General features: G+C 44.9%; 19 protein-coding genes. 11 read left to right on the top strand and 8 right to left on the bottom strand.

The window, feature by feature from the left end:
• The first annotated feature begins 13 nt into the window (after positions 1-13).
• Both F0228_RS16070 and F0228_RS16065 read left to right on the top strand, forming a co-directional pair.
• Positions 14-1321: an LssY C-terminal domain-containing protein gene (locus F0228_RS16070; protein WP_171762451.1), complete on the top strand. Its 1308-nt coding sequence runs from the start codon at positions 14-16 to the stop codon at positions 1319-1321.
• Between the two features lie 221 nt (positions 1322-1542).
• Complete coding sequence (locus F0228_RS16065; RefSeq protein ID WP_171762477.1) at positions 1543-1923, top strand: VOC family protein; 381 nt, start codon at positions 1543-1545, stop codon at positions 1921-1923.
• 104 nt (positions 1924-2027) lie between these two features.
• Here the strand turns inward: F0228_RS16065 and F0228_RS16060 are convergent, their stop codons facing one another.
• The 4 genes from F0228_RS16060 to F0228_RS16045 form a co-directional block, all read right to left on the bottom strand.
• Positions 2028-3377 (bottom strand): ATP-binding protein, encoded by a 1350-nt coding sequence (locus tag F0228_RS16060; RefSeq protein WP_061031668.1) that lies wholly within the window; start codon positions 3375-3377, stop codon positions 2028-2030.
• A 134-nt stretch (positions 3378-3511) separates the two neighbouring features.
• Positions 3512-4171 (bottom strand): response regulator transcription factor, encoded by a 660-nt coding sequence (locus F0228_RS16055; protein ID WP_004741316.1) that lies wholly within the window; start codon positions 4169-4171, stop codon positions 3512-3514.
• A gap of 61 nt (positions 4172-4232) precedes the next feature.
• Positions 4233-4631 carry a membrane protein gene (locus tag F0228_RS16050; RefSeq protein WP_008222805.1) on the bottom strand — a complete coding sequence of 133 codons (399 nt, stop codon included), beginning with the start codon at positions 4629-4631 and terminating at the stop codon, positions 4233-4235.
• Positions 4632-4790: 159 nt separating this feature from the next.
• Positions 4791-6533 (bottom strand): DEAD/DEAH box helicase, encoded by a 1743-nt coding sequence (locus F0228_RS16045; RefSeq protein WP_004741314.1) that lies wholly within the window; start codon positions 6531-6533, stop codon positions 4791-4793.
• 97 nt (positions 6534-6630) lie between these two features.
• On the opposite strand from F0228_RS16045, the gene rsuA reads away from it, so the two are divergent.
• From rsuA to F0228_RS16030, 3 genes are all read left to right on the top strand, one after another.
• On the top strand, positions 6631-7326 hold the full coding sequence (gene rsuA, locus F0228_RS16040; protein ID WP_171762450.1) for a 16S rRNA pseudouridine(516) synthase RsuA: 696 nt from the start codon (positions 6631-6633) through the stop codon (positions 7324-7326).
• Between the two features lie 154 nt (positions 7327-7480).
• A complete protein-coding gene (locus F0228_RS16035; protein ID WP_008222808.1) occupies positions 7481-8698 on the top strand; it encodes a Bcr/CflA family multidrug efflux MFS transporter in 1218 nt (405 codons plus the stop codon).
• Positions 8698-9357 carry a DUF2913 family protein gene (locus tag F0228_RS16030; RefSeq protein ID WP_008222810.1) on the top strand — a complete coding sequence of 220 codons (660 nt, stop codon included), beginning with the start codon at positions 8698-8700 and terminating at the stop codon, positions 9355-9357. The genes F0228_RS16035 and F0228_RS16030 overlap by 1 nt, the downstream gene beginning before the upstream one ends.
• A gap of 316 nt (positions 9358-9673) precedes the next feature.
• Here the strand turns inward: F0228_RS16030 and F0228_RS16025 are convergent, their stop codons facing one another.
• Both F0228_RS16025 and F0228_RS16020 read right to left on the bottom strand, forming a co-directional pair.
• Complete coding sequence (locus F0228_RS16025; RefSeq protein WP_171762449.1) at positions 9674-11098, bottom strand: DUF2867 domain-containing protein; 1425 nt, start codon at positions 11096-11098, stop codon at positions 9674-9676.
• A gap of 155 nt (positions 11099-11253) precedes the next feature.
• Positions 11254-12681: a cytochrome c peroxidase gene (locus F0228_RS16020; RefSeq protein WP_171762448.1), complete on the bottom strand. Its 1428-nt coding sequence runs from the start codon at positions 12679-12681 to the stop codon at positions 11254-11256.
• A 470-nt stretch (positions 12682-13151) separates the two neighbouring features.
• Here F0228_RS16020 and F0228_RS16015 point away from each other — a divergent pair, with 470 nt between their 5' ends.
• The 5 genes from F0228_RS16015 to nhaA all read left to right on the top strand — a co-directional run bounded on the left by F0228_RS16015 (position 13152) and on the right by nhaA (position 20330).
• Positions 13152-14525, top strand: a complete 1374-nt coding sequence (locus tag F0228_RS16015; RefSeq protein ID WP_105059326.1) for an MATE family efflux transporter — start codon at positions 13152-13154, stop codon at positions 14523-14525.
• A 122-nt stretch (positions 14526-14647) separates the two neighbouring features.
• Positions 14648-15319, top strand: coding sequence for an ABC transporter ATP-binding protein (locus F0228_RS16010; protein WP_008222831.1), 672 nt, complete (start codon positions 14648-14650; stop codon positions 15317-15319).
• Positions 15300-17753 (top strand): FtsX-like permease family protein, encoded by a 2454-nt coding sequence (locus F0228_RS16005; RefSeq protein WP_171762447.1) that lies wholly within the window; start codon positions 15300-15302, stop codon positions 17751-17753. The genes F0228_RS16010 and F0228_RS16005 overlap by 20 nt, the downstream gene beginning before the upstream one ends.
• Positions 17743-18891, top strand: a complete 1149-nt coding sequence (locus F0228_RS16000; protein ID WP_061031659.1) for a lipocalin-like domain-containing protein — start codon at positions 17743-17745, stop codon at positions 18889-18891. The genes F0228_RS16005 and F0228_RS16000 overlap by 11 nt, the downstream gene beginning before the upstream one ends.
• Before the next feature lie 275 nt (positions 18892-19166).
• Positions 19167-20330, top strand: a complete 1164-nt coding sequence (nhaA, locus tag F0228_RS15995; RefSeq protein WP_008222837.1) for a Na+/H+ antiporter NhaA — start codon at positions 19167-19169, stop codon at positions 20328-20330.
• 197 nt (positions 20331-20527) lie between these two features.
• Here nhaA and F0228_RS15990 read toward each other — a convergent pair whose 3' ends face one another.
• A complete protein-coding gene (locus tag F0228_RS15990) occupies positions 20528-21139 on the bottom strand; it encodes an OmpA family protein (RefSeq protein WP_105059381.1) in 612 nt (203 codons plus the stop codon).
• Positions 21139-22446, bottom strand: coding sequence for a TolC family outer membrane protein (locus tag F0228_RS15985; protein ID WP_061031658.1), 1308 nt, complete (start codon positions 22444-22446; stop codon positions 21139-21141). Before F0228_RS15985 ends, F0228_RS15990 begins: the two co-directional genes overlap by 1 nt.
• 300 nt (positions 22447-22746) lie before the next feature.
• Here F0228_RS15985 and F0228_RS15980 point away from each other — a divergent pair.
• Positions 22747-23933, top strand: a 1187-nt coding sequence (locus F0228_RS15980; protein ID WP_216619349.1) for a VCBS domain-containing protein, incomplete at its 3' end; no start/stop codon positions are given.

Raw genomic sequence — 23933 nt, 5'->3', positions numbered from 1 at the left:
CATTGAGGTTGTTATGTTTGATGGACTAGGGCTGTTCCTGGGAGCATTGGGTGATGCTCTCATTGGCCCAAACCTATTTGTACCGGGAGAGCCGTTTTTTATCGCTGCGGGCTTTCAACTGTATTCAGGTGCATGGATGGCGTTGGTGTTTGTAATGTTAGGTGGTTTCGTTGGGGATCAACTGAGTTACTTCATTGGTTTAAAGTGGGGAAGGACAGCCCAAAAGAAGCTAATTCAATTTCGACCAAAAACCAAAAGGCTGATCGCACGGTGTCGTTATCTCATTGCGAAAAAGGGCACATTCATCATAGTCGCGGCACGCCTTTTGGGTCCTATTGCTTGGGTTGTTCCTGTTATTGCTGGTTCTCATCGCGTTAAGTGGCGCAGTTTTACGCTGTTTTCTTCGGTAGGTTTATTGCTTGGCGGTGGTCAATTTATTGCTTGGGGTATGTTGTTAGCACATGGTGTCGAACAGTTTCCTTTATTAGGGGCGGTTAAGGTTTTCCTCAGCGAACACCAAAGCTTGCTGATTGGCTTAGTCGCGGTGACCATTTTTGTTGTTGTGGGTAACAAATTTAAATGGCGTAAGTTGACCTTGAAAACCAGCGCGTTTTTAGTGGCTTGGCTGTGTTACGCAAATTATGCCCATTTCTTCTGGAAAGCTGATGACTTTCAAAATCAACAAACATCGGCACAGATGAACTCTGTCGACTTACAACAAGTGACTTACAAAGCGTTTCCTGGGCTTTCTCCAATCTATGATGCGCAAGCGATCAATGTTGTTTATGTCGGAGAATCGCCTCGTGAACTCATGAACCAGTTGGGCTGGATAGAAAATCAAACGTTCTCTCGAAATGATATTGAGTGGTCGAGTTACCTTACTCTCCTAAAAGATAAGACACCGCCTGTATCTGACTTATATTGGCGAAATCAACCACAAGATATGGCCTTTCAATTGCCAGGAAACCTGATGAAGAGAAGCCACATACGCTGGTGGAATGCGGGGTTAGACAGAAACAGCAATCAAACAAAGTGGTTAGGAGCGATCAGTTACGACGACGGTTTAAAAGTGACACCGTATTCTGGCATTGTCACCATACTCCATAAAATAGATCCGAATGTTGATGAAGAGCGCGATCGGTTGGCGCAGCAAATTAAATCCACTTACCCAAGTATGGAACTGGTCAACTTGCCTCTAGCGAATGCACAGGTAATGAATGATCAACATGACTACTATACCGACGGAAAGATCTTGGTTATTGGCTCAACGACATACAGTGATGATTCACTAACCTTAGATGTTGCGGTGAATGATATATAAAGTGCGGCTAAAGACGAGCTCTAACTTAGCCCCCGATAAATACGAACCTTGTTTGAATGCTAAATTCAACAGGGTTTGGTCGTTTCTACTTGTTCATCTCTATCTATTGGCTTATACAAATTTAAGCCAACATTCTCTTTCAGTCATCTCCCAACTCTAACTTCGCCAACTTTGTCTATCCTAATTAAGGGTGATCAAGGGTGAAAGCTAAGGGCAAAGTGATGCAAATGAATCCGATTGGTTGGTTTGAAATCTATGTCGACGACATGGCAAGAGCAAAAACGTTTTACGAAGCTGTGTTTAAAGTGACGTTGGAGAAGCTAGATAACGAAACGGGCATCGATATTGAAATGTGGGTGTTTCCTAGTGATATGGAAAAATACGGCGCGACAGGAGCCTTGTGTTCCATGCCTAACGTAAAGGCGGGAGGCAATAGCACTATGGTGTACTTCTCTTGTAATGATTGTGCGACAGAAGCAAGCTTGGCGGCGGCGAATGGTGGTGTTTTGCAAGTGCCTAAAATGGCGATTGGGCAGCATGGCTTCATCAGTGTTGTTATTGATACCGAAGGCAATGTTATTGGCCTGCATTCGATGAGCTGACCCAGTTTGAGTTATACCATATAAAGATAAATCAGGAGTTTGCGATTGATATGCAAACTCCTAATTTTTTATCGAAGGGCTAGTGAGAGTATGAGTGTCTTGGTTTAAGAGGCCTGAGATACCTTTAGAACAAGAGAGGCTTTCAAGCCGCCCATTGAGCTTTTGCTTAGCGTTAAGTTCCCGCGGTAACTGTGTGCCATTTCATTCACAATATTCAGGCCTAGACCGGTACCAGGAGTCGTTTCATCCAACCTTACGCCTCGTTTGGTCACCTGTTCGAGCTTTTCTTCAGGGATACCTTGTCCGTCGTCTTCAATAATCAACTCGACATTGCCATCGGCCAGTTCATTAGCGTGAACGCGAATAATACTGCCCGCCCACTTATAACTATTTTCGAGTAGGTTACCGACCATCTCATCTAGGTCAGTTTTTTCTACAGCGACCTCAAGTTCAGAGTCCAGCTCATTGATCATAGTGACTTCATTGGCGGCATAAACTTTATCAAACGCCATCGAGATCGCTTCAACACGTTCACAAGGCGACGACTTCACCGAAAGGATGTTCATTGCACCTGCCATACGAGCACGACCAAGGTGGTAATCTATCTGGCTTTGGATCTGCTGAATGGGTTGCTGTAACAGTTTCTTCTCGTTGTCAGGCAGCATCTCTATTTCATTTTTCATCACCGACAGCGGCGTTTTTAATGCATGAGATAGGTTACCGGCGTGGTTACGAGCGCGCTCCAGTAACTCTTGGTAATGAAAGAGTAGGGCATTGAGGTCAGATACCAATGGAGAAACTTCTTTTGGGTAGTTATCGCTTAGCCCTTGCTGTTCACCCTTTCTCAGCATTACCAACTCACGCTGCATCTTACTAAGAGGTAATAGAGACCAGCTCACTTGAATACCAATTAACATCAGAACGCCGACAAACAACAACATCAGGATCAACCATACTTGGCCTGTTAGTTCTGCCAGCGTCGACTCTAAAGGATCTTCATCAATACCGATTGTGATGGTGATAGGGTCGCTGAGTGAAGGAAGGTAGATATCTTGCTCGATATAAATCAGTTTCTCTTTTTCAGGCCCTTTAACGGAAGTGTGAATAGGAGAACGCTTGATGGTGAGGTCTTTGTCCCATAAAGAGCGAGAACGAATGATTTGATCTTGGGTCGAGGCACGCCAATAGATACCGCTATATGGTTGGTTAAACCTAGGGTCAGAAAGACGTTCTGCCATGATTAGGTTACCATTGTCATTGGTTTCAATGTTCGCGGTGAGCTCGTCCATGGTTAGGGCAAGTTGCTGCTTCATGTCGTCGACAAGGTAATCGTTCACCAGTTTTGGTATACCAACGCCAGCCGCTAATATCATCGCACCTAGCCAAAAAGCCGCAGCGAGAAGCAAGCGGCTTTTTAGACTGATGTTTTTAAGTGTTCTTTTCTTTAGGTTCATGCATTTCCAGCCTGCCTTTGCTCATCGTTATCGACTTGTATTTCGATGATCAGTACAGGCTGTCCACTTAGTGGGTGAGTGTGCTTGATTTCTCTTAGCTTAATTGACGTTTGTGCATCTAACTAAATAGAGACTTATTCAGCATTCAGTTGGTAGCCAAGGCCACGCACGGTTTTGATGATCTTAGGTGCGATTTTCTTACGAATACGACCAATAAAGACCTCGACCGTGTTCGAGTCGCGGTCGAAGTCTTGTTTGTAGATGTGCTCAACCAACTCGGTGCGCGAAATAACCTTGTTTTGGTTGTGCATGAAATACGCGACAACCTTATATTCTAGTGCCGTTAGGCTGACTGCTTGGCCTTGCCACAACACTTTTGAACTGCGAGTGTCTAAGCTTAAATCACCAATTTGAAGAACCGGTGCTGCGCTGCCTGACGCACGGCGAAGTTGCGCACGAATACGGGCAATAAGCTCGACCATTTCGAATGGCTTAGTGAGGTAATCGTCAGCGCCTGCGTTTAAGCCTTCAACACGTTGGGTTAGGGTGTCACGAGCACTCAAGATAATCACTGGCGTGTTGATGTTTTCGTCTCGGATGCCTTTTAAAACGGTTAGGCCATCAAGCTTAGGTAGACCTAAGTCGAGAACAATCGCGTCCCACTCTTCTGATGTCGCGCGATAAAGAGCGTCGATACCATCTTGAGAAAGCTCTGGAACCCAGTCGGCTCCCTCAAGTGTTTCAATAATTTGTTGGCCCAAACGAGGTTCGTCTTCAACGACTAAAATTTTCATAATTGTTCTTCTTAATTTTTGTAATGACTGTTCGTCGTACTTAACTATTCGTCGCGCTTAATTAGTCGCCGTGTTTAATTGCGTTTTTAAAGTTGCGGCCTTCAATTTTTAGCATGTCCAGCGTCTCGGCGTTGTATTCAACTTTGATGATGTTGTTTTGGTAGTTAATTTTTAACTCATACACCCAAATATCATCGTCTTCTTCAAGTTCGACTTTAATGATTCGGCCATGAAGATCGTTTTCTACCGCGGCATACATTTCAGAGAAAGGGCGAATATAGCCTTCTCGAACCGCTTCATAGACTTCGTCTTGATCTTCTTCGAATTCGATACGGGTTCCTGCTTTGTGAACGTCTTGTACTAGGTCGTGACCATTATGATGTGAGTCAGCCCATGCGCCAGCAGAAACAAATAAGCCTAAGCTTATAGAAAACAAAGAAATCATAGCTTTACTAAACATAGCGAATCCTAGAGAAGGTTGATAGCGTTCAGTATAAAAAAGTAATTCTGAACAGAAAGTGAACCTGATTAATAATGAGAAATTGATACCTAAAAATTTGACGATGAAGAGCGCCAACACATCACGGAGACTAACCGCCAAGTGTTAAGGTAGTAATAATTAACGTTGTTGAAGTTCGTCTTCGAATATCTTGTCTCTCATTTTCCAAAAGCGTCCAACTTTACGCGCAATAACGAATTGTGGTGGGCGAAATCTATGTTGGTGAGCAACCACTTTCGATGGCGACGCTTCCTCAAAAGGCCTGTGTCTATCTGCAAGGTGAGGGCGAACAAACTGATCTTTAAAGTTCTGTTTTTGCTTCTTGGTGGTCAGTGACCAAAACTCATGGACTTGCGCTTGGTTTTCACCTCGGTAGGTGACTTTAAGTTGCGATTTGCCTTTGTCGTCCTTAAGTACATTAAGGTCCATCTCTAAACACTCAAACACCAAAGCATCTTTTAGGTTGAGTGCCTCTTTGAGCTTTTTGTCTGGGTCTACCAAGGTAGCGTCACACTCATGACAAATACGGGCCGCGATGTCGTTATCGGCGCCACACTCTCCGCAGTATTTGGCGCGGAAGCGATAGTTGCAGTGTTCTCTCTCACCTGTGTCTTCATCGGTAAAGTAGCCTTGGCATTTACGGCCAAAGTGTTCAAGCAAGAAGCCGTTGCTGTCTAGCTTGCCCCAGAAATTGTTATTGAAGCCGCAAGCCGGGCAGGGGATGGTAATGATTTCACTGTCTGAGTCTGGCTTAGGGTCGCCGACTTCTGGTTGGTAAAGATCATAGCTGTTACCCGCGTAATCGAGCACCAAACACTCTTTTTTGCCTGGAGACAAACGTAAGCCACGGCCAACGATTTGTTGATACAAACTGATGGATTCGGTTGGGCGAAGAATCGCGATCAAATCGACATGCGGTGCATCAAAGCCAGTGGTTAAAACCGACACATTGACCAAGAATTTGATTTTTCGTTCTTTGAAATCGTTGATGATTTGGTCACGCTCGAGTGTTGGCGTGTCACCAATGACAATCGCGGCTTCACCTTCGGGTAGTAAGCCTAGGATCTCTTGAGCGTGTCGAACGGTGGCTGCAAACACCATGATGCCCAGTTTGTCTTGGGCGAGGTGAATGATCTGATCGACAATCTGTGGTGTCGCTCGTTTTGATTGTTCGATCACCATATCAAGTTCGGCTTCTTTGTATCGACCCGTGCTCGCGGGTTTTAATTGTGAGAAGTCATAACTCAATACTGGCGCATCTATCATGCGAGCTGGTGTTAAGAAGCCTTCGTCGAGCAGGTAGCGAATCGGTAACTCGAAAATACAATCTCTGAAGAATCTTGGTTCTTCTGAACGCACTTGTCCGCGAGTGTGGTATTGGTAAATCCAACCCATACCTAGGCGATAAGGGGTTGCCGTTAAGCCAAGTACCTTGATACCAGAATTATTTTCACGCAAGTGAGTGATCACTTTCTGATAGCTACTGTTCTTTTCATCAGGTACTCGGTGGCATTCATCGATAACCAAAAGTGAAAATTGGTTAGAGAATGAATCGAGGTTGCGAACCACAGATTGTACCGATGCGAATACCACTTGTTGGTCGGTCTCTTTACGGCCTAAACCAGCCGAGAAAATAGAGCCTTTTAACCCATAACCTTCATACTTTTCATGGTTTTGTTCAACCAGCTCTTTTACGTGAGCCAGTACCAATACACGCCCCTTGGCAAGCCTTGCCAGCTCAGCGATGACCAAACTTTTCCCAGCCCCGGTTGGTAGCACGAGAACAGCCGGTGTTTGGTGTTTTCTGAAGTAGTGAATGACTGATTTTACTGAGTCTGCTTGGTATGGGCGGAGTGTATACATATCGCGTCTTGTAAAATGGAGAACAAATAGTGTGAAATAGCTCAACTAATTGAGCAAAGGTGACTATAATACCCGACTTAGATTAGTTGAGGTATTCATGCGTTTAGATAAATTTCTGTGCGATGCACTAGGCATTACTCGAAAAGAAGCAACACACTTATTAAAAACAAAGGCTGTGACAGTGAATGATGTCATGCAAAAAAGCGGTTCAGTTAAAGTAACTGAGCAGTGTGTAGTGGAGTGGCAAGGTAATGAACTGAATGTTCATGGCCCACGTTACATCATGTTGTACAAGCCAGAAGGGTTTGTTTGTTCGCATGAAGATGGCTCAAATCGCACCGCATTTGAATTGCTTGATGAAATCAAAATGGACAAGCTGCACTTTGCAGGGCGTCTAGATGTTGATACTACAGGTCTTGTTCTGATTACGGATGACGGTAAATGGTCTCACCGTATTACGGCACCAAAACACAAGTGCGAAAAAATGTACCGCGTGTGGTTGGTTGATCCAGTAGAACCAGACTACGTTGAAAAATTCAAAGAAGGCATCCAGCTGAAAAGCGAAGATGGCCTAACACTTCCTGCACACCTTGAAGTACGTGCAGAACGCGAAGTGCTACTAACAATTCACGAAGGAAAATACCACCAAGTAAAACGCATGTTTGCAGCACTTGGTAACAAGGTAGAAGCGCTACATCGTGAACGTATTGGTGAAATCGAGATGGACGAATCTTTAGAGTTAGGTGAGTACCGTTACCTGACACAAGAAGAAGTCGACTCTATCTGGAAGTAACCCTTAGCTATTAATTTATAGCGCTCTCGTTGCAAAGCCGACCAAGGATAGCGTCGGCTGATGATGTTGACTGGTACTAGGAAAGTCTCAGCCAATCTTTTGACTTGCGTGTTCACGCTGGTCCTAGTTTTATCAGTTAAACATTCGGAGAACCATGCAGACATCTACCCCACAGAGTCCAAGCTCTCAACCAGAAACCCCACAATTAGGCTTAGTGCTGTTTTTGATTCTCGGTGCAATTGGTGCACTAACGCCACTTGCTATCGATATGTACTTGCCTGCAATGCCGACCATTGCCAAAGATCTTGGTGTAACGGCGGGCGAAGTACAGATAACGCTAACCGCTTATACCGCAGGTTTTGCGTTGGGTCAGCTGCTGCATGGCCCATTAGCTGATAGCTATGGACGTAAGCCAGTACTATTGATTGGTGTGTTCTTGTTTGCGATTGCTTCTGTGGTGAGTGCGACAACTCATGGCATTGAAGCACTGACTTACGTTCGTACTGCACAAGGTTTTGCAGGCGCAGCGGCAGCTGTAATCATCCAAGCGGTTGTTCGTGACATGTTTGATCGTGAAGATTTTGCGAGAACCATGTCTTTCGTAACCTTGGTTATGACGGTTGCACCACTTATCGCACCAATGATCGGTGGTTACTTGGCATTGTGGTTTGGTTGGCGCTCAATCTTCTGGGTACTGGCTATCTTTGCTGTGATCGTAATCTTAGCTGTATCGATGAAGATCCCTGAGACGTTACCGGTAGAAAATCGACAGCCTTTGCGTTTCAAAACGACGATTCGTAACTACGCTCGTTTATGTAAGAACCCAACGGCAATGGGACTGATTTTTTCAGGTGCATTTTCATTTTCGGGAATGTTCGCATTCTTAACCGCTGGTTCGTTTGTTTACATCGACATCTATGGCGTTCGCCCAGACCTATTTGGTTACCTGTTTGGCTTGAACATCGTTGCAATGATCTTGATGACGAGCATTAATGGCCGAATTGTGAAGAAAGTCGGCTCTCACGCGATGCTTCGAGTGGGTTTAACCATTCAGCTGTTCGCTGGTTTAGGTTTGTTGGTCGGCTGGTCATTAGATATCGGCCTGTGGGGCATTGTGCCATTCGTGATGCTGTTTATCGGCACACTGTCTACCATTGGTAGTAACTCAATGGCGCTGCTACTCAGTGGGTACCCGAATATGGCTGGTACGGCATCATCACTCGCGGGCACATTAAGATTTGGTACTGGTTCTGTGGTTGGGGCAATTGTCGCAATGCTACCAAGTGATACTGCGGGACCAATGGCTATGGTGATGGCAGCATGTGCAATACTGTCAGCATTACTATATTGGACATTAGGAAAGAAGGCATAATGTCAAAATACTATATTGAAATTCAGAAGCTTGTGAACACCGCACTTGGTGAGCTTTACGCGCTACACAAGTCAGGCAAAGCGATTGACGCACCTATCGCAAACAACCTATACCTTGTTCGCTGGGTAACTAAAGCAATCAAAGCACAAGCGTATGATCGTGTTGTTGTGCCTGATTTGGTTCGCTGGCAAAAGCAGGGGCGTTCAAAGGGCAACAACTCTGATTTAACCTTTACGTTTAAGCGAATCTCAGCGTTTTACGCTCAGTTCTTCCCTGAAGGCGAAGAGCCTAAAGCACTCAAAGACAGTGACGTTGAAGCCTTTATGGACAAAATGTATGAGATGGGCTGGAGTGTATCGAGCGAAGATGAGCTAACCACGGGTGGCAAAATTCAGTTCTTTACCGATGGTGAGCACTCATTCGCGCTATGTGGTAAGCAGTGTGATGACTCTTTCGACGGTGAGTTGATGGTTAAGCCGATGAACTGGTTTGTTCGTGGTAACCACGCTGAGTTTATCCAAGCGGCGATGGAAGCAGGCTTCATGCTTCATAAAGTGACTGACTACAAGTCTGCCGTGAAGTATCACGGTGAATACATCGTATACCCTGCTAACCAAGGCAACCAATTGGCTGAGATCCCAATTAGCTTTGTTGGTTAATGGATAGATACGAGATGCGAGATTAGAGATACGAAGAGCGGAATTATCCGCTCTTTTTGTTTGCTTCTCATAGCGCCAGTCGCCACTAGAATCCCACATCTGCTTTTAATATTTTCGTATCTCGTTACCCGAATCCCGCATCTGCTTTTAATCTTTTCGCATCTCGTTACCCGAATCCCGTATCTGCTTTTAATCTTTTCGCATCCCGTTACTCGAATCCCGCATCTGCTTTTAATCTTTTCGAATCTCGTTACTCGAATCCCGTATCTGCTTTTAATCTTTTCGCATCTCGTTACTCGTTACTCGTATCTCTCATCTATCCTCTCGCTTGTTTCTCTATCGCTTTCACCATGCCTTTAAAGATAAATAGATGAGCTGGCATCATTGCGAACCAATATAGTAGCCCCAGAAAGCCTTTAGGATGCCACCAAGCGGTAATGTTTAATTCGCGTGTGTCTCCGTTATCAGAAACCGTGATTTCCAATCGCCCTAAGCCCGGACCTTTCATCCCAAATAGCAGCGATAGGAATTGGTTCTCTTCACAGCGAATTACTTTCCATGAGTCAATTTTGTCGCCTACTTTTAGTTTTGGCCCTTCTGGCATTTGTCGCACGGGTACTCCGCCACCAAAGAGGAGATCTAACCACTCTCTTGTGCGCCATAAAGCGTTAGCGAAGAAGTAACCCTGTTTAGGGCTTCCAATCTGTTGAGCTACGTGCCAAAGCGATTCTAGTGAGGCAGTCGACGTGATACTTGCACCTGTCTTCTTCGGGTAGTAACCGTATCCCGCTTGCCAGCGTTTAAAGGCGGTTTTATCAAAGCCCCACACATTACTTTTTACGAAGTTACCCTCAGCATGAATCGCTTGTTCAACCATGCTCTCGAACGACACGAGTTTTTGCGGATATTTTTCTTGGATGGTAGTCGAGTTAGCTATGAAGTCATGCTTTAAACCCGCGAGTAATGCTCTCCCTATGTTAGAAGGGACAGAGGTCACCACGCCAAGCCAATAAGAGGCGATTTTAGGCGTGAGTAGGGAAGTCGCCCACAACCTAAGTGGACGATCGGCAGTTTTGGCGATATGCGCGAATTGATTGCGATAAGAGACGATATCTGGACCACCAACCTCAAAGGTCTGATTGTCGCTTGGGGTATCTTGTGCGAGCTTTAACAAGTAGTGATTGAGGTTTTTCAATGCGATAGGGTTAGCTTTTGAGTCGACCCATTTCGGCGCAATCATGATTGGTAGGTTGTAAACGAAGTCTCGCATTATCTCAAAGGCAGCTGAACCAGGGCCAATGATGACGCCAGCTCGAAGCTCAGTAACGGGAACCGATCCTTTTCGAAGGAGCTCACCGGTTTTCTTTCTCGCTTTAAGGTGCTCAGAATCGCCGGTTTGAGGCTGAAGTGAGCTCAGGTAGATAACGTGCTGGTTTTTAGGACCAAGTGCAGAGACAAAGTTGCGAGCAAGGTTTAACTCGTAATCAATGAAGTCGTGGCCTTCAGCCATCCCGTGGACAAGGAAGAAAATAAGATCAAAGTCGGGAACCAAAGCTTGTGTTGCCGCTTGGTCTGCCAGATCGAGATATTCGAGTGACAAATTCTCATGAGGCTCAGTTCTCGCTTTTAAGTAGTCGATGTGCCTTGCTGCTGCGGTTACTTGATAACCTTGCTCTAGCAGTTGAGGAAGTAGCTGTGAACCAACATATCCAGAAGCGCCTAAAACCAGTACTTTCTTCATCGTTACTCCATGTATTGCGTATCAAACCGTCCTTTACTCATACTACGCGAACTTTTCTGCAAAACCAATCGAGCTATAGGCAATGAAAAAGCCAATAGAAAGAATCCATTGGCTTAAGTTTATCGGTAGTATTTAGTCACTTCGATTGACGTTAGTTAGCTCTGCTGCTGAGCTTTAGGGCTAAGGTTGTTTCCTTTATATTCGCCAGTCAGCGTCTTGAGGAATGCCTTGATAGCATCCACTTCATCATCACTCATCTCGACACCAACTTGATACTTACCCATATCAAAGATCGCTTGCTCTAAGGTCTCTGCATGGCCATCGTGGAAGTAGGGTGCAGTGAGTTCAATGTTTCTAAGCGTTGGTACTTTGAACTTGTGCTTGTCGGATTCAATCGCAGTGACGTTGTACCTTCCCAAGTCTTCTGGGGTGATATCCGTTCCTCTATCTGCGAAGTAGTCCGCTTTCATACCCATGGTTTCAAAGGTTTGACCGCCCATGGCCTCACCCGTATGGCAAGTATCGCAGCTGTATTGTTTAAATAGCTTTAACCCGTGCTTTTCATGAGCGTTAATCGCATCCGAATTGCCAGTCAGGTATTGGTCGAATCGACTGTTGGGTGTTACCAAGGTTTTTTCAAACTCAGCGATCGCATGAGTGATGGTGTCACCCGTGATTTCGCCATCATAGGTTTTGTTGAATTTAGCAACCAAGTCAGGATCACGACTCAGCTTATCGATGATTTGTTGCCAACCTTCAGAGCCCATTTCGATTGGATTGAAAGGAGGACCACCGGCTTGGTCCTGCAAGTCATTCGCTCTGCCATCCCAAAACTGTAATTTGTTATACGCTGAGTTGAAAACTGTTGGCGCATTGATTCCGCCAACTTGACCATGAATACCAACAGAACCGACTAAGTTGTCGACACCGCCTGTGTCTAAGCCATGGCAAGTCGCACAAGAAACCGTGTCGTCACCGGATAGGCGAGTGTCGTGGTAGAGCGCTTTGCCTAGCTTAACTCTGTCTTCGTCCACCTCAAACTGAGTGTAGATTGGCTGAAGTGTGCCTTCTCTGCGGCTGTCATCTACCGGAGAATCTTGGTGAATGTCCGCTCTTGTTTGGCGTATCCACTTTAACAAGGTGTGCTTTTCTTCATTTGAAATCCCAGCAGACCAGTGCATCGATTGATAGATCTTAGGTGGCATCGAACCGTCGTAAAGTACCTTTTCAATACGCGCAAGTGCTACTTCGGATACTGGTTCATTATTCTGAATACCATTGAAAAGTTGAGTAATTTCAAAGTGTTTCATACCTGTTTGTATGTCGGCATTCATGAGTGGTTTTGCAATCGGCCATTCAGAGTAGAAAGGCATTTCGCTGTCGTTCGTGTGGCAATATGCACACCCTTTATCGCTGAGTACTTTCATCGCTTGGTAGTCTAAAGAGGACTTATCCAAAGATGAAAACTGCGCCAGGCTTTCAGCGGCAAGACGTTGATCGTTTTTATCAACCGTATAAACCATGCCCAGATAAGCCAAGATGCCAACACCCGCCAAACTCATTATTATTTTTTTATTGTTCATTTTAACTCCCTATTGAAACTGGGGTGGAAGTTATTGAATTAATGGCAGTTTATGAAATGACAAAAAGGAATGAATATTAATCGAATAACTAGATGGTTAAAAATTTAACGAAATAAAGCCATTTAAATCATGCGGTTAATTTGATTTGTGAAAATTGTTAACAAATTCAATAAAATAAACATCAGGACTAACTTTGATTTCCATCAATTTAGCTGTAATACAGATTAAGTTAGGCGTTTTATATATGATGCGTGTTTGATATTCATCTTTTATGGTTTGTTTGATAAACGATTCGATTTTCAAGTCGGGAGTGGCACGTTTATTTTGCTTAGGTTTGATGAGTGAAACGGCCAAAGACGTTATACGGAATTTTATGCATTCAGTATGATTTATGTATGGTTGAATTTCGAACATTGATATACTGAAAGAATATTCCTTTTGCCTTCAATACGTTCCGTTCAGGTGTGCCTATGCTGCTCTCTTCAATTATCCATCATACACGCGGCGATTTTGTTCGCAGGCTGATTGCCATTGCTTTGCCAATCACCTTGCAGAGCATTATGTTTTCAAGCCGAGGCTTGGTGGATGTGCTGATGTTAGGCCAGCTTGGGGAAGCTGATATTGCGGCGGTTGGTGTCGCAAGCCGTGCGATGTTTGTGACGACTATTATGCTGGTGGGTGTGACCACTGGTGGTGCTCTACTTACTGCTCAGTATTGGGGAGCCGGTGATAGGCAAGGGGTAAGGGAAAGTACCGCATTAACCTGGTTGGTTTCGACCTTGTTTGCTCTTCTGACTATTGTCTTCTTTGTCTCTTTCCCTGCTCAAATCATGGGTGTGACGACTGATTCTCAAGAAGTGATCAGTTTAGGTGTTGAATACATCGTCATTACCTCTTTTAGTATGTTGGCGGTGTCGTGCGTTAGCAGCATGGCCGTTGGCTTACGAGCGATGCACAAACCTGGGCTAAGTACCTTCTTCAGTGGTATCGGTATCTTGTCCAACGTGTTTTTAAACTGGGTGCTGATCTTCGGTAACCTAGGGTTTCCCGCACTAGGTATCAAAGGTGCCGCGATAGCCACAGTATTAAGTGGCGCTATTGAGGTTGCGACCTTGTTTGGGTATCTCTATTTCTCTAGACACTTACTCGCTTTCAAGTTCAGTGACATAAAAGCTGCGGCAACAGTAGATAAAGTCGTTCGCTTCTTGAAACTGTCTCTGCCGACAACCTTTAATTTCTTAGCTTGGGCTGGTGGCTTGTTTGCTTATCACGCCATCATGGGTCAGTCAGGCGTGCAAGGCTTGGCGGCTTTATCGGTGATGACGCCTGTTGAGTCGATCTCATTGAGTTTATTGATAGGTATGTCGAATGCAGCTGCAGTGTTAGTGGGGAACCAGCTCGGCGCTAAAAACAATGAAGTGGTTTATTACCAAGCGCTTGGCATTACTATCTTGTGTTTCTTAACCAGTATTGTAGTCGCGATTTTCCTCTACTTTGTACAAACGCCAATCTTGAATGCCTTTAGTGCTTTAACGGAAGAAACGCGTGCACTCTCTGAGAAGTTTATTTTAATACTCAGCGTCGGCATTGTTATCCGCTCTATTCCGATGACTGTAATTGTTGGCGTATTGAGAGCGGGCGGTGATGTTAAGTTCTGTCTGTATCAAGATTTGATTGCACAGTGGGTGATTGGTATTCCATTGGCTGCTATCGCGGCTATCTACCTCAAGTTTCCACCTGAGTGGGTGTATTTACTTTTCCTTACTGAAGAGGTGATTAAGTGGAGTGGGTCGCTCTATCGCATGAAAACAAGAAAATGGATTAAAAACTTGATAGGAAGTTGAAGTACGGCGCATCAATCGCATCACTTTATCATTGGTGTGTGATCTATCTTTCAAAATACTTCCTCCTAACAGGGAATTAGTGTAGATTCTCCTTCCAAATTCTAACTAATGCGAGCTGTTTAATGTTAAAGCTGTCAGACCTATGTAAAGGCTATGTCGATGGGGGGGAGTTCCACCCTGTTTTGCAAGGTGCTGAACTGACATTGAACCAAGGTGACCAGCTAGCATTAATGGGAGAAAGTGGTTCAGGTAAAAGTACTTTATTGAACCTGATTGCCGGTTTGGATTTGGCTGACTCTGGCGAAATCGTTTTTCCTCACTTCAATATGCACGATTCTACTGAGCGAGAACGCACAGCTTATCGTCGCAACAATATTGGTCATATTTTTCAGCAATTCAATTTATTACCAACGCTGAATATCGCTGATAACATCCGCTTTTGCCGTCAGTTAAAAGGCTTGCCTGAAGATAAAGGCCTTTGGAGACAGATTCTCTCTGCCTTAGATCTTATGCCTTTACTTGGTCGCTACCCTGAGGAAGCATCGGGTGGACAACAGCAACGTGCCGCGATTGCTCGTGCGTTGTACATGGAACCAAAGATTTTATTAGCGGATGAACCTACCGGTAGCTTAGATGAGCGTAATGCGGAAGCGGTAATGCGCCTGCTGACTTCTTTGGCTCGTCAATTAGAATGTACATTACTGTTGGTCACACACAGTGAGAAAGTCGCACTGCATATGGATGGCCGGATCCGCCTACAAGGAGGGCAACTGCATGTTATGGCCCGTAGTTAAGGCGCTACTCGGTCATTATCGACGTTACCCACTTCAGATTATCTTGGTATGGCTTGGCTTAACGCTAGGCGTATCACTTTTGGTTGGTGTTACTGCTATCAACCAACACGCCAAGCAAAGCTATGCTCATGGCGAAAAACTCTTTTCGAATCCTCTTCCTTATCGTATTCGACCAAAACACAACGCTAATAAAATCCCGCAAGGTTTTTATATCCAGCTTCGCCGTGAAGGCTTTCAACAGTGTTCTCCTTTTGATCACCATCGTATCACTGATGAAAACGGCTCAAACTTCATGCTGATTGGTATAGACCCTGTTTCTATGCTTCAACTGCAACCGGGCGTGGCGTTAAAAGATCTTAATACGTTGAACCTGATGAAACCGCCGTACCCAATCCTTGTGAGCGACGACCTTGCTGAACACATGGAGTGGAAGAACGGTGACTATATCCACCTTATGGATGGTTCAGAGCTTGGCCCATTAATGGTTGATCAAAACAACATCATTGATGGTACTAGGCTGATTGCCGATATCTCGCTACTTAGAATGCTGAAACGCAGCGCTGGTTTGTCGGTCATTGCCTGTTCAGATATGTCTACCGAAAAGTTTGAACGACTCAAGAACATGCTACCGAATGGCTTGACGATCTCCCGTAGCTCTAAAGCAGAACTTGAATCTCTTACTAGCGCTTTCCACTTAAACCTAAAAGCGATGGGGATGCTGTCGTTTGTCGTGGGCTTATTTATTTTCTATCAAGCGATGTCATTGTCTTTTATTCAGCGTCAGCCGCTGGTGGGGATATTAAGACAAACTGGTGTGTCGGGGTGGCAGCTCACTAAAGCTCTATGTTTAGAGCTATTGATTCTGGTTTTATTGAGTTGGATCTGCGGTAATGTCTTTGGTTTGATGCTTGCGAACCAACTGTTGCCAGCGGTGTCTTCTAGCCTTGGTGATTTATATGACGCCAATGTTGGCTTAACGATTGACTGGAATTGGCGTTGGAGCGGTTATAGCTTAATGATGGCATTGATTGGTGCTTTCTTGGCGTGCGCATGGCCGTTGGTTCGTTTACTTAAATCTCAGCCGATTCGTTTGTCTTCTCGCCTATCGTTGATGCGTTTTGCGGGTACAGAGTTTACATGGCAAGCGTTGATTGGTTGTGGCTTCCTTGTTGCTGCTGTTGCAGTTTATCAAGCACCCCAAACTCAAGAGTCTGGTTTTGCCATCATTGCTTTAATGCTGGTGAGTGTGGCTCTCTTTACACCATTCCTTATGTGGAAGTTGTTCAACAGTCTCTCTTACTCATTGCGTTGGGTTCGTGCTCGCTGGTTCTTCGCGGACGCAGCATCAAGCATGAGCTACCGTGGTGTTGCGACTATGGCCTTTATGTTGGCGTTAACTGCGAACATTGGCGTTGAAACCATGGTCGGTAGTTTCAGAGACACCACGGATAAGTGGTTAACACAGCGATTAGCCGCGGACCTCTATATATACCCAACCAACAATGCGGCGGCTCGCATGAGTAACTGGTTGTCGGAACAACCTGAAGTAGATTCTGTATGGTGGCGCTGGGAAAAAGATGTCGCTTCTCCAATGGGCAGTATTCAAGTGGTGAGTACTGGACCTTCAGAAGGCGAACTTGCAGCACTGACGATTAAACTTGGTATACCGAATTACTGGTATCACTTACACCATTCTAAAGGTGTGTTGATCAGCGAATCCATGTCACTCAAGCTAGGGATTCGTCCTGGTGATTATATTGATCTCTACGATAACCTTGGCTCTGGCTGGCAGGTCGTTGGTGTGTATTACGATTATGGTAACCCTTATCACCAAGTGATGATGTCACATCGAAACTGGTTATACGGTTTTGCAGGTCGAGGTAATGTTGGGCTTGGCGTCATACTGAAAGATGATGTGAATGCAGTAGGGCTTAGAAGCCGATTGGAAAGTGTATTCAGGCTTGGTTCTGAACGCATATTCGATAACAACAATATTCATAGCCAAGCGATGCGCGTGTTTGATAGAACCTTCGCCATTGCAGATACTTTGGGTAACATTACCTTGGTAATCGCCGTGTTCGGTATTTTCTTTGCGACTGTCGCTGGTGAGGTTTCAAGACAAAGGCATATATCGTTGCAACGATGTTTAGGCGTATCAGCGAAAGAGTTGATTCTTACCGGTAGTTTACAGCTGTTTGTGTTTGGGCTTATCTCTTCTTTAATCGCGGTTCCTCTTGGCTTAGCGTTGGCGAGTTTGATTGTGGATATCGTCATTAAGCAGTCTTTTGGGTGGTCACTCGAATTACAAGTTCTCCCCTGGGACTATTTCGGGACATTTGCTTGGGCAATGGCAGCATTGATGATAGCTGGTGCTTTACCTGTGATGAGAATGATTCGGAACACACCGATGAAGTCACTGAGGGATGCCCTTTAATATGTTTCTACGCAACAGCTCAACTAAGTTCAGACATCGTTTTTTGTCTTCGCTACTGTTAATCAGTTTCTTCGGCATCTTTTTAAGTGTTTGGGGTTACTACTCCTATTTCATCGACCCAGGTGAGAAAGGGGTTAACGAGGTTAACTCTGTGCTAGTCAGCGAGCACTTCAATGTGTTTGAGCCTGTGTTGCCGGATCGAAGCGTTTCCCTGCCGCGCGATTTTAAGTTCCATCCAGAATTTCAACATGAGTGGTGGCACTATTTTGCGTCTTTAAAAGGCGACGATGGCAAAGACTATTCGGTTCAGTGGAGCTTTTTCCGTATTGCGACCGACGAACGTGAGACTCCTGGGTGGCAGAGCCCGCAAGTCTATATTTCTAACGTGGTCGTTTCTTCTAAATCTAAAGTGTGGAAAGAGCAACGTATGGCTCGTGGTGGCATTGGCCAAGCGGGAATGACCAGTCGTCCATTTAGAATTTGGATTGATAATTGGAATTGGCGTTCGCTGGGTAACACGCCGTTTCCTGGCCGCCTTCAAGTGCAAACGGATACGTTCGGTCTTCAATTAGATACAGTGGCGAAAGGGCCATATGTACTTAATGGGGAAAACGGCTATCAGAAAAAGCACGATTTATTACCTGTTGCATCTTATAACTTCAGCGCGCCGTTCTTATCACTGAGTGGTGTACTGAACCTTGATGGCGTAGCTAAGGAAGTAGAAGGCACAGCGTGGGTCCACAAAGAGTGGGGCAGTGGCTTACTTGGAGTCGGTCAGCAAGGCTGGGATTGGTTTGTGTTTAACCTTGATGACGGTACAGCACTGAGCATCAACCGCTATCGCCATAATCAGCAGTTACCCTATGTATTCGGAACGTTAGCCACTCGTTCTGGCAAGGTTTACCAGCTAACGGAGTCGGATATTTCGATTCAGCCTTTGCAGAATACAACGCTAATGAACGGTAGGCGAATGCCGCTTCAGTGGATCATTAACGTCCCTGAGCACGATATCAACCTGACTACACGTATCATACGCCGAGATATGTGGCTGCCATTTGTCATACCTTATTGGGAAGGACCAATAATGGCCAGCGGCAGCCATGAAGCGACCGGCTTTATGCAGCTCACCGGCTACTAAAAAACACCTAAGGCTATCATTTGATAGCCTTTTTTTATGTTTCCTAGTTTTGTTAGCACTCAATGAATTGTGCATACAGGTGTGATGTTCTCATCTATACTTAATTTATGGTGCATAACAACATTATGGAATATACGACGTATTGTTTAGTATTTGTAGGAAAAACCGAAGTTAAACATCCAAAGAAGTGATTATCTATCGATAAAGCTTGGATATAAACTCATGGTTATTCTTTGTTATTCGTTTATTTAAATAATAAATATAAGGGCGAAATCATGACCGACGTCATCCGTGACTTCTTTAAAATGGAATCTGCTGGCGGCATCATCCTAGTTATCGCTGCGGCGATCGCAATGTTTGTAGCAAACTCACCACTGAACGAAATGTACCAGGGCGTCCTGCACAGTTACGTTCTCGGTATGTCTGTGTCTCACTGGATCAACGATGGCTTAATGGCTGTCTTCTTCCTTCTAATTGGCTTAGAAGTTAAACGTGAGCTTTTAGAAGGCGCATTGAAGTCTAAAGAGACTGCTATCTTCCCAGCTATCGCTGCGGTAGGTGGTATGTTGGCTCCTGCACTTATTTACGTGCTATTTAACTCTAGTAATCCTGAAGCGCTTCAAGGTTGGGCTATCCCGGCTGCAACTGATATCGCATTCGCGTTAGGTATCATGGCGCTTCTAGGCAACCGAGTACCAGTAAGCTTGAAAGTGTTCCTGCTGGCTCTAGCAATTATCGATGACCTAGGTGTTGTTGTTATCATTGCATTGTTCTACTCAGGTGACTTATCAACGCTTGCGCTTACCGTTGGTTTCATCGCAACGGGTGTGCTGTTCATGTTAAACAACAAGCATGTGACTAAACTGAGCGCTTACCTGATTGTTGGTGCCATTCTGTGGTTCGCAGTATTGAAATCTGGTGTTCATGCAACATTGGCGGGTGTAGTAATTGGCTTTGCTATCCCACTGAAAGGCAATAAAGGAGAGCACTCTCCACTGAAACACCTAGAGCACGCACTGCACCCATACGTAGCCTTTGCAATTCTGCCAATCTTCGCATTTGCAAACGCAGGTATCTCACTGGAAGGTATCTCAATTTCAAACCTTACGGGCATGCTACCTCTTGGTATCGCTATGGGTCTATTGGTTGGTAAGCCGCTGGGTATCTTCCTATTCAGCTGGGGCGCTGTGAAAACGGGTGTCGCTAAGCTACCTGAAGGTGTCAACTTCATGAACATCTTCGCGGTATCTGTGCTGTGTGGTATTGGCTTTACGATGTCTATCTTTATTTCATCATTGGCATTTGGTCCAACGAACGCAGATTTTGATACGCTAGCTCGACTAGGTATCCTGATGGGTTCAACAACAGCCGCTATCTTAGGTTACTTCCTGCTAAGCATTTCTTTACCGAAAACCAAGCACCAAGAAGTAAAACTTTAATCGGTGATTAGCTCGGTTAACCATCGAGCTAGTTCCTGAATAACAAGCTAATGCTTGAGTAGCAATAAAAATTACAGAGTCATTCCCGAGACTCAGTAGTTTCAAAGAACAAAAAGCCGCGATGGGTATTCCTATCGCGGCTTTTCTCTTTTTGATTAATGCTCTTCCTTTACGTACTGTAACTGCGGAGCGTCTGTCTATTTTTCAAGTGTGGTGAAGATGGTCCACTCTTCTACGATTTGTTCGCTTAATCCAACCACGGTTGCGGTTACTTTACGGTTCAAAGCATGGGAAGTGGGATCATCGCCATCACTCTCTAAGCGTTCTTCACCATAACCCACAATTCTCACACGTTCCGGCTCGATACCATTTGCAAGTAACTCATCTTGAACGTTATTTGCTCTCTTTTTGGAGAGCTCTAAGTTGTATTCGTTTGAACCAAGCTTACTTGCGTAACCTTGAATTTCGATGGATGCACTTTTGTAGGTTTCAAGAAACTCTGCCATGGTGCTTATTTGGTCCGAGAATATTGGATTAACCTCATAGGAGTCGTGAGCAAAGAGTATTTTAAGTTGTCTCACTTCTTCTGATTTAATTGTTTCCCCACAGCCTTCATTGTCGACTTGCGAACTTTCTGGTGTACCGGGGCACGTATCACGCGCGTTTACGACACCATCCTTATCATCGTCTTGGAGGTCCGATATTTGTTCTGCCTTAGGTGTCTCAATATACTCTTCTTCCTGTTGGCTAGAACAAGCGAGCAATGTCATGGTTAATGCGGGAAGTAGTAAGTAAGTGATCTTCATAATTAATACTCCACTGCCGTTGTCCACTCATCTGGAATATCAACCAGTAGAGCGTTCAATAAAGAGCCCGTTGCGTTCATTACTCGATACTTAGCGTATTGTTCAGCGTAATGGGCATCTAAATAATCTTTTCGAGCTTCAAACAGCTCATTCTCAGTGTTGAGCAAATCTAACAGAGTTCGTTTGCCAATTCGGTATTGTTTGCCATAAGCGATAACCGTCTCCGATGCTGAATCAACATGGTCAGATAAGAAGTTCTTTTGTTGCAGTGTTAAATCCAAGGCACTCCATGATAGGCGAAGCCCTTCTTCGACTTGACGATATGCTCTATCCCTCAAGTCTTTGGCTTTATTTAGTTGATAGGCGGCTGCTTCCGAGTTCGCGCTGTCTGTGCCACCGTTGTATAGGTTGTATCGCATTCTCAGCATCGCCAAAGTTTCTTGGCTAGAACCTTCGTCACCGCCTGCATCATCTCGCCATGATTGTGATGCTTCAATGGAGAATGTCGGGTAATTCACGCCTTTCGATTGTTTGTATTGGAAGTGTGCTGAATCGACATCCGCATTTGCGACTTTGATGACTGGGTGTTTGTCTAATGCATCAACGAGGGCATCCGTTAATGACAACGGAATCATTGAAATATCGGCTCTTGGGTAGATTAAACCCAGTGGCTCTTGACCAACCACTCTTCGAAATTGGGTATGTGTATCCACTAGATTATTCTGAGCTGCTAGTAAGTTACCGTGTGCTTTTGCAATCCTAGCTTCTACTTGTGATACATCTGCTGTGGAGCCGATACCTGAGCTTGCTCGCTTTTTGATGTCCTTATAGATTTTTTTATGGATAGCAAGGTTACTTTCTGACAGTGCCAAGACTTCGGTTGCCTTTACCGCGTCTAGATATATTTGTGTTACCTCCAATGCTTTGTCTTCGGCATCAGCGATCAATTGCAAGCGAACCGACTCAGCTTCAGCAGCCGTCCGATCCATGTCGTATAACGTCGCAGAGCCATCCCACAGCAACTGAGTGAGGGAAATCGTCGCTTCCTTTCTGGTTAAGTCAGTATCGGGCCCATTGTTTGGTGCAGGGTTTATACCTTCATAACCAATACCAGCGTCAAGGTCGATACTGGGTCTGTATGCACCACTAGAAGCATCGTTACGCTTTCTCACACTCTCAAATTCATTAAAGATACTTTTTATCTCAGGGTTGGTTGCCAAAGTGATAGCGACAGCCTGTTCCAGAGTTTGAGCGGCGAGTGGTGTTGCTGCAAATACGCAGCATATTATGGGCAATTTAAACAATTTCAAAGTAGCTCTCCTTCTACTTTCAATGTTTTTCCGTTTCCCAACCTGCGTTTACCGCAGAATTAAGAGAGGGCTATTAAACGAAGCTTAGGACATTTGCCAAAAAATGCGAAGTTTGTTGAGTTATTTTTGCTTGTAAGTGGTTATTGCTATTGACTAATTTGAAAACTTGATTAATACACGTGCGCTAATGAGTTGATTATCAATAGTATGACTACTAAATTTATTGTAAGAAATTGCCATTGAACACAATGGGAGTGGGCCCGTGTTTTGGCGTATTCTGGTAGAAGTGGGAACGTGGATATGGGAAACATAAACCTAAATATACTAGGCTTGGCTAGTGGAAGCGTCGTGCTCGATGCTCAAGGTCAAGTCAGACGTTTGTCTCCTGGTGAGCAACCCGCCGCCGGTGATGTCATCATCAATCTTGGTACAAACCAGAACAGCGTGCCAGACGTCTCAGCACGATTTGTAGGTAGCCAAAACCAACAAGTAGACCTCGATATTGACGATGCGGTCGCTCAAGTCCAGCAAGCTATCGAGCAAGGCTTCGATCCAACGGAACTGGGAGAAAAGTTCGATACTGCTGCAGGTGAGGAGGGATCGAGCCTTACCAACAGCGGTAGGATTGAACGAACGGGCGCAGAAACGTTAGCAGAAACTAATTTTGAAACTGACGGTTTTGAATCTCAGGGATTGTCTGAGACTCAGAGTGTCGCTCTTTTTGATATTATCGCGTTAGTGCTCGTATCCGGTGAGACCGACGTTATCGAGTTTGAGCAGGATGAGCCTATTGAAACTGGGGGAGCGATAACCAGCGATAATCCAGACGTTACCTTTGTGGGCAAAGAGGTTGACGGGGATAATGGGCTTGGAACTTTCATTATTAATGAAGACGGGACTTGGACTTTTACTGCTAACAGTCCCTTCGATGAGCTCGCTGACGGTGAGCAGATTCAAGACACAACGACTGTGCAAACCTCTGATGGTCAAGAACAAGTCATTACAGTCACCATCATCGGTACTGATGATGCGGCTGTGGCAACTGATGATTCTGGAAGTGTAACCGAAGATATCAATGTAGATGAAGTCACAAACCAATTGGTCACTTCTGGGCAAGTGGTGGTGACGGATATAGATAGTGATATTCCTACCTTTTTGCCTAACGGCGATTTCAACCTTGAAGGCTCAACAAACGACTCACAGATTGGCGTTTTAACTATTGACCCTGATGGTGCTTGGACCTACGTCGTTAATAACGATGACGTGCAATACCTAGATGACGGCGAATCTGTTACTGAGGTTTATACCGTTACGGCCAGCGACGGCACCACAGGTGAAGTGACCATTACAATAAATGGTGCGGATGACCCATCTGAAATAACGGTAGGTGAAGGGGATTCGGACACCGGAGAGGTGACTGAGGATGTTGAGGTTGATCTAGAGAGCAATAATCTGACTACTTCTGGCACACTGACTATCACCGATGT

Source organism: Vibrio sp. 99K-1 (genome assembly GCF_013114585.1).
GTDB lineage: Bacteria > Pseudomonadota > Gammaproteobacteria > Enterobacterales > Vibrionaceae > Vibrio > Vibrio chagasii_B.
This window is presented reverse-complemented; position numbering and strand designations above follow the sequence as displayed.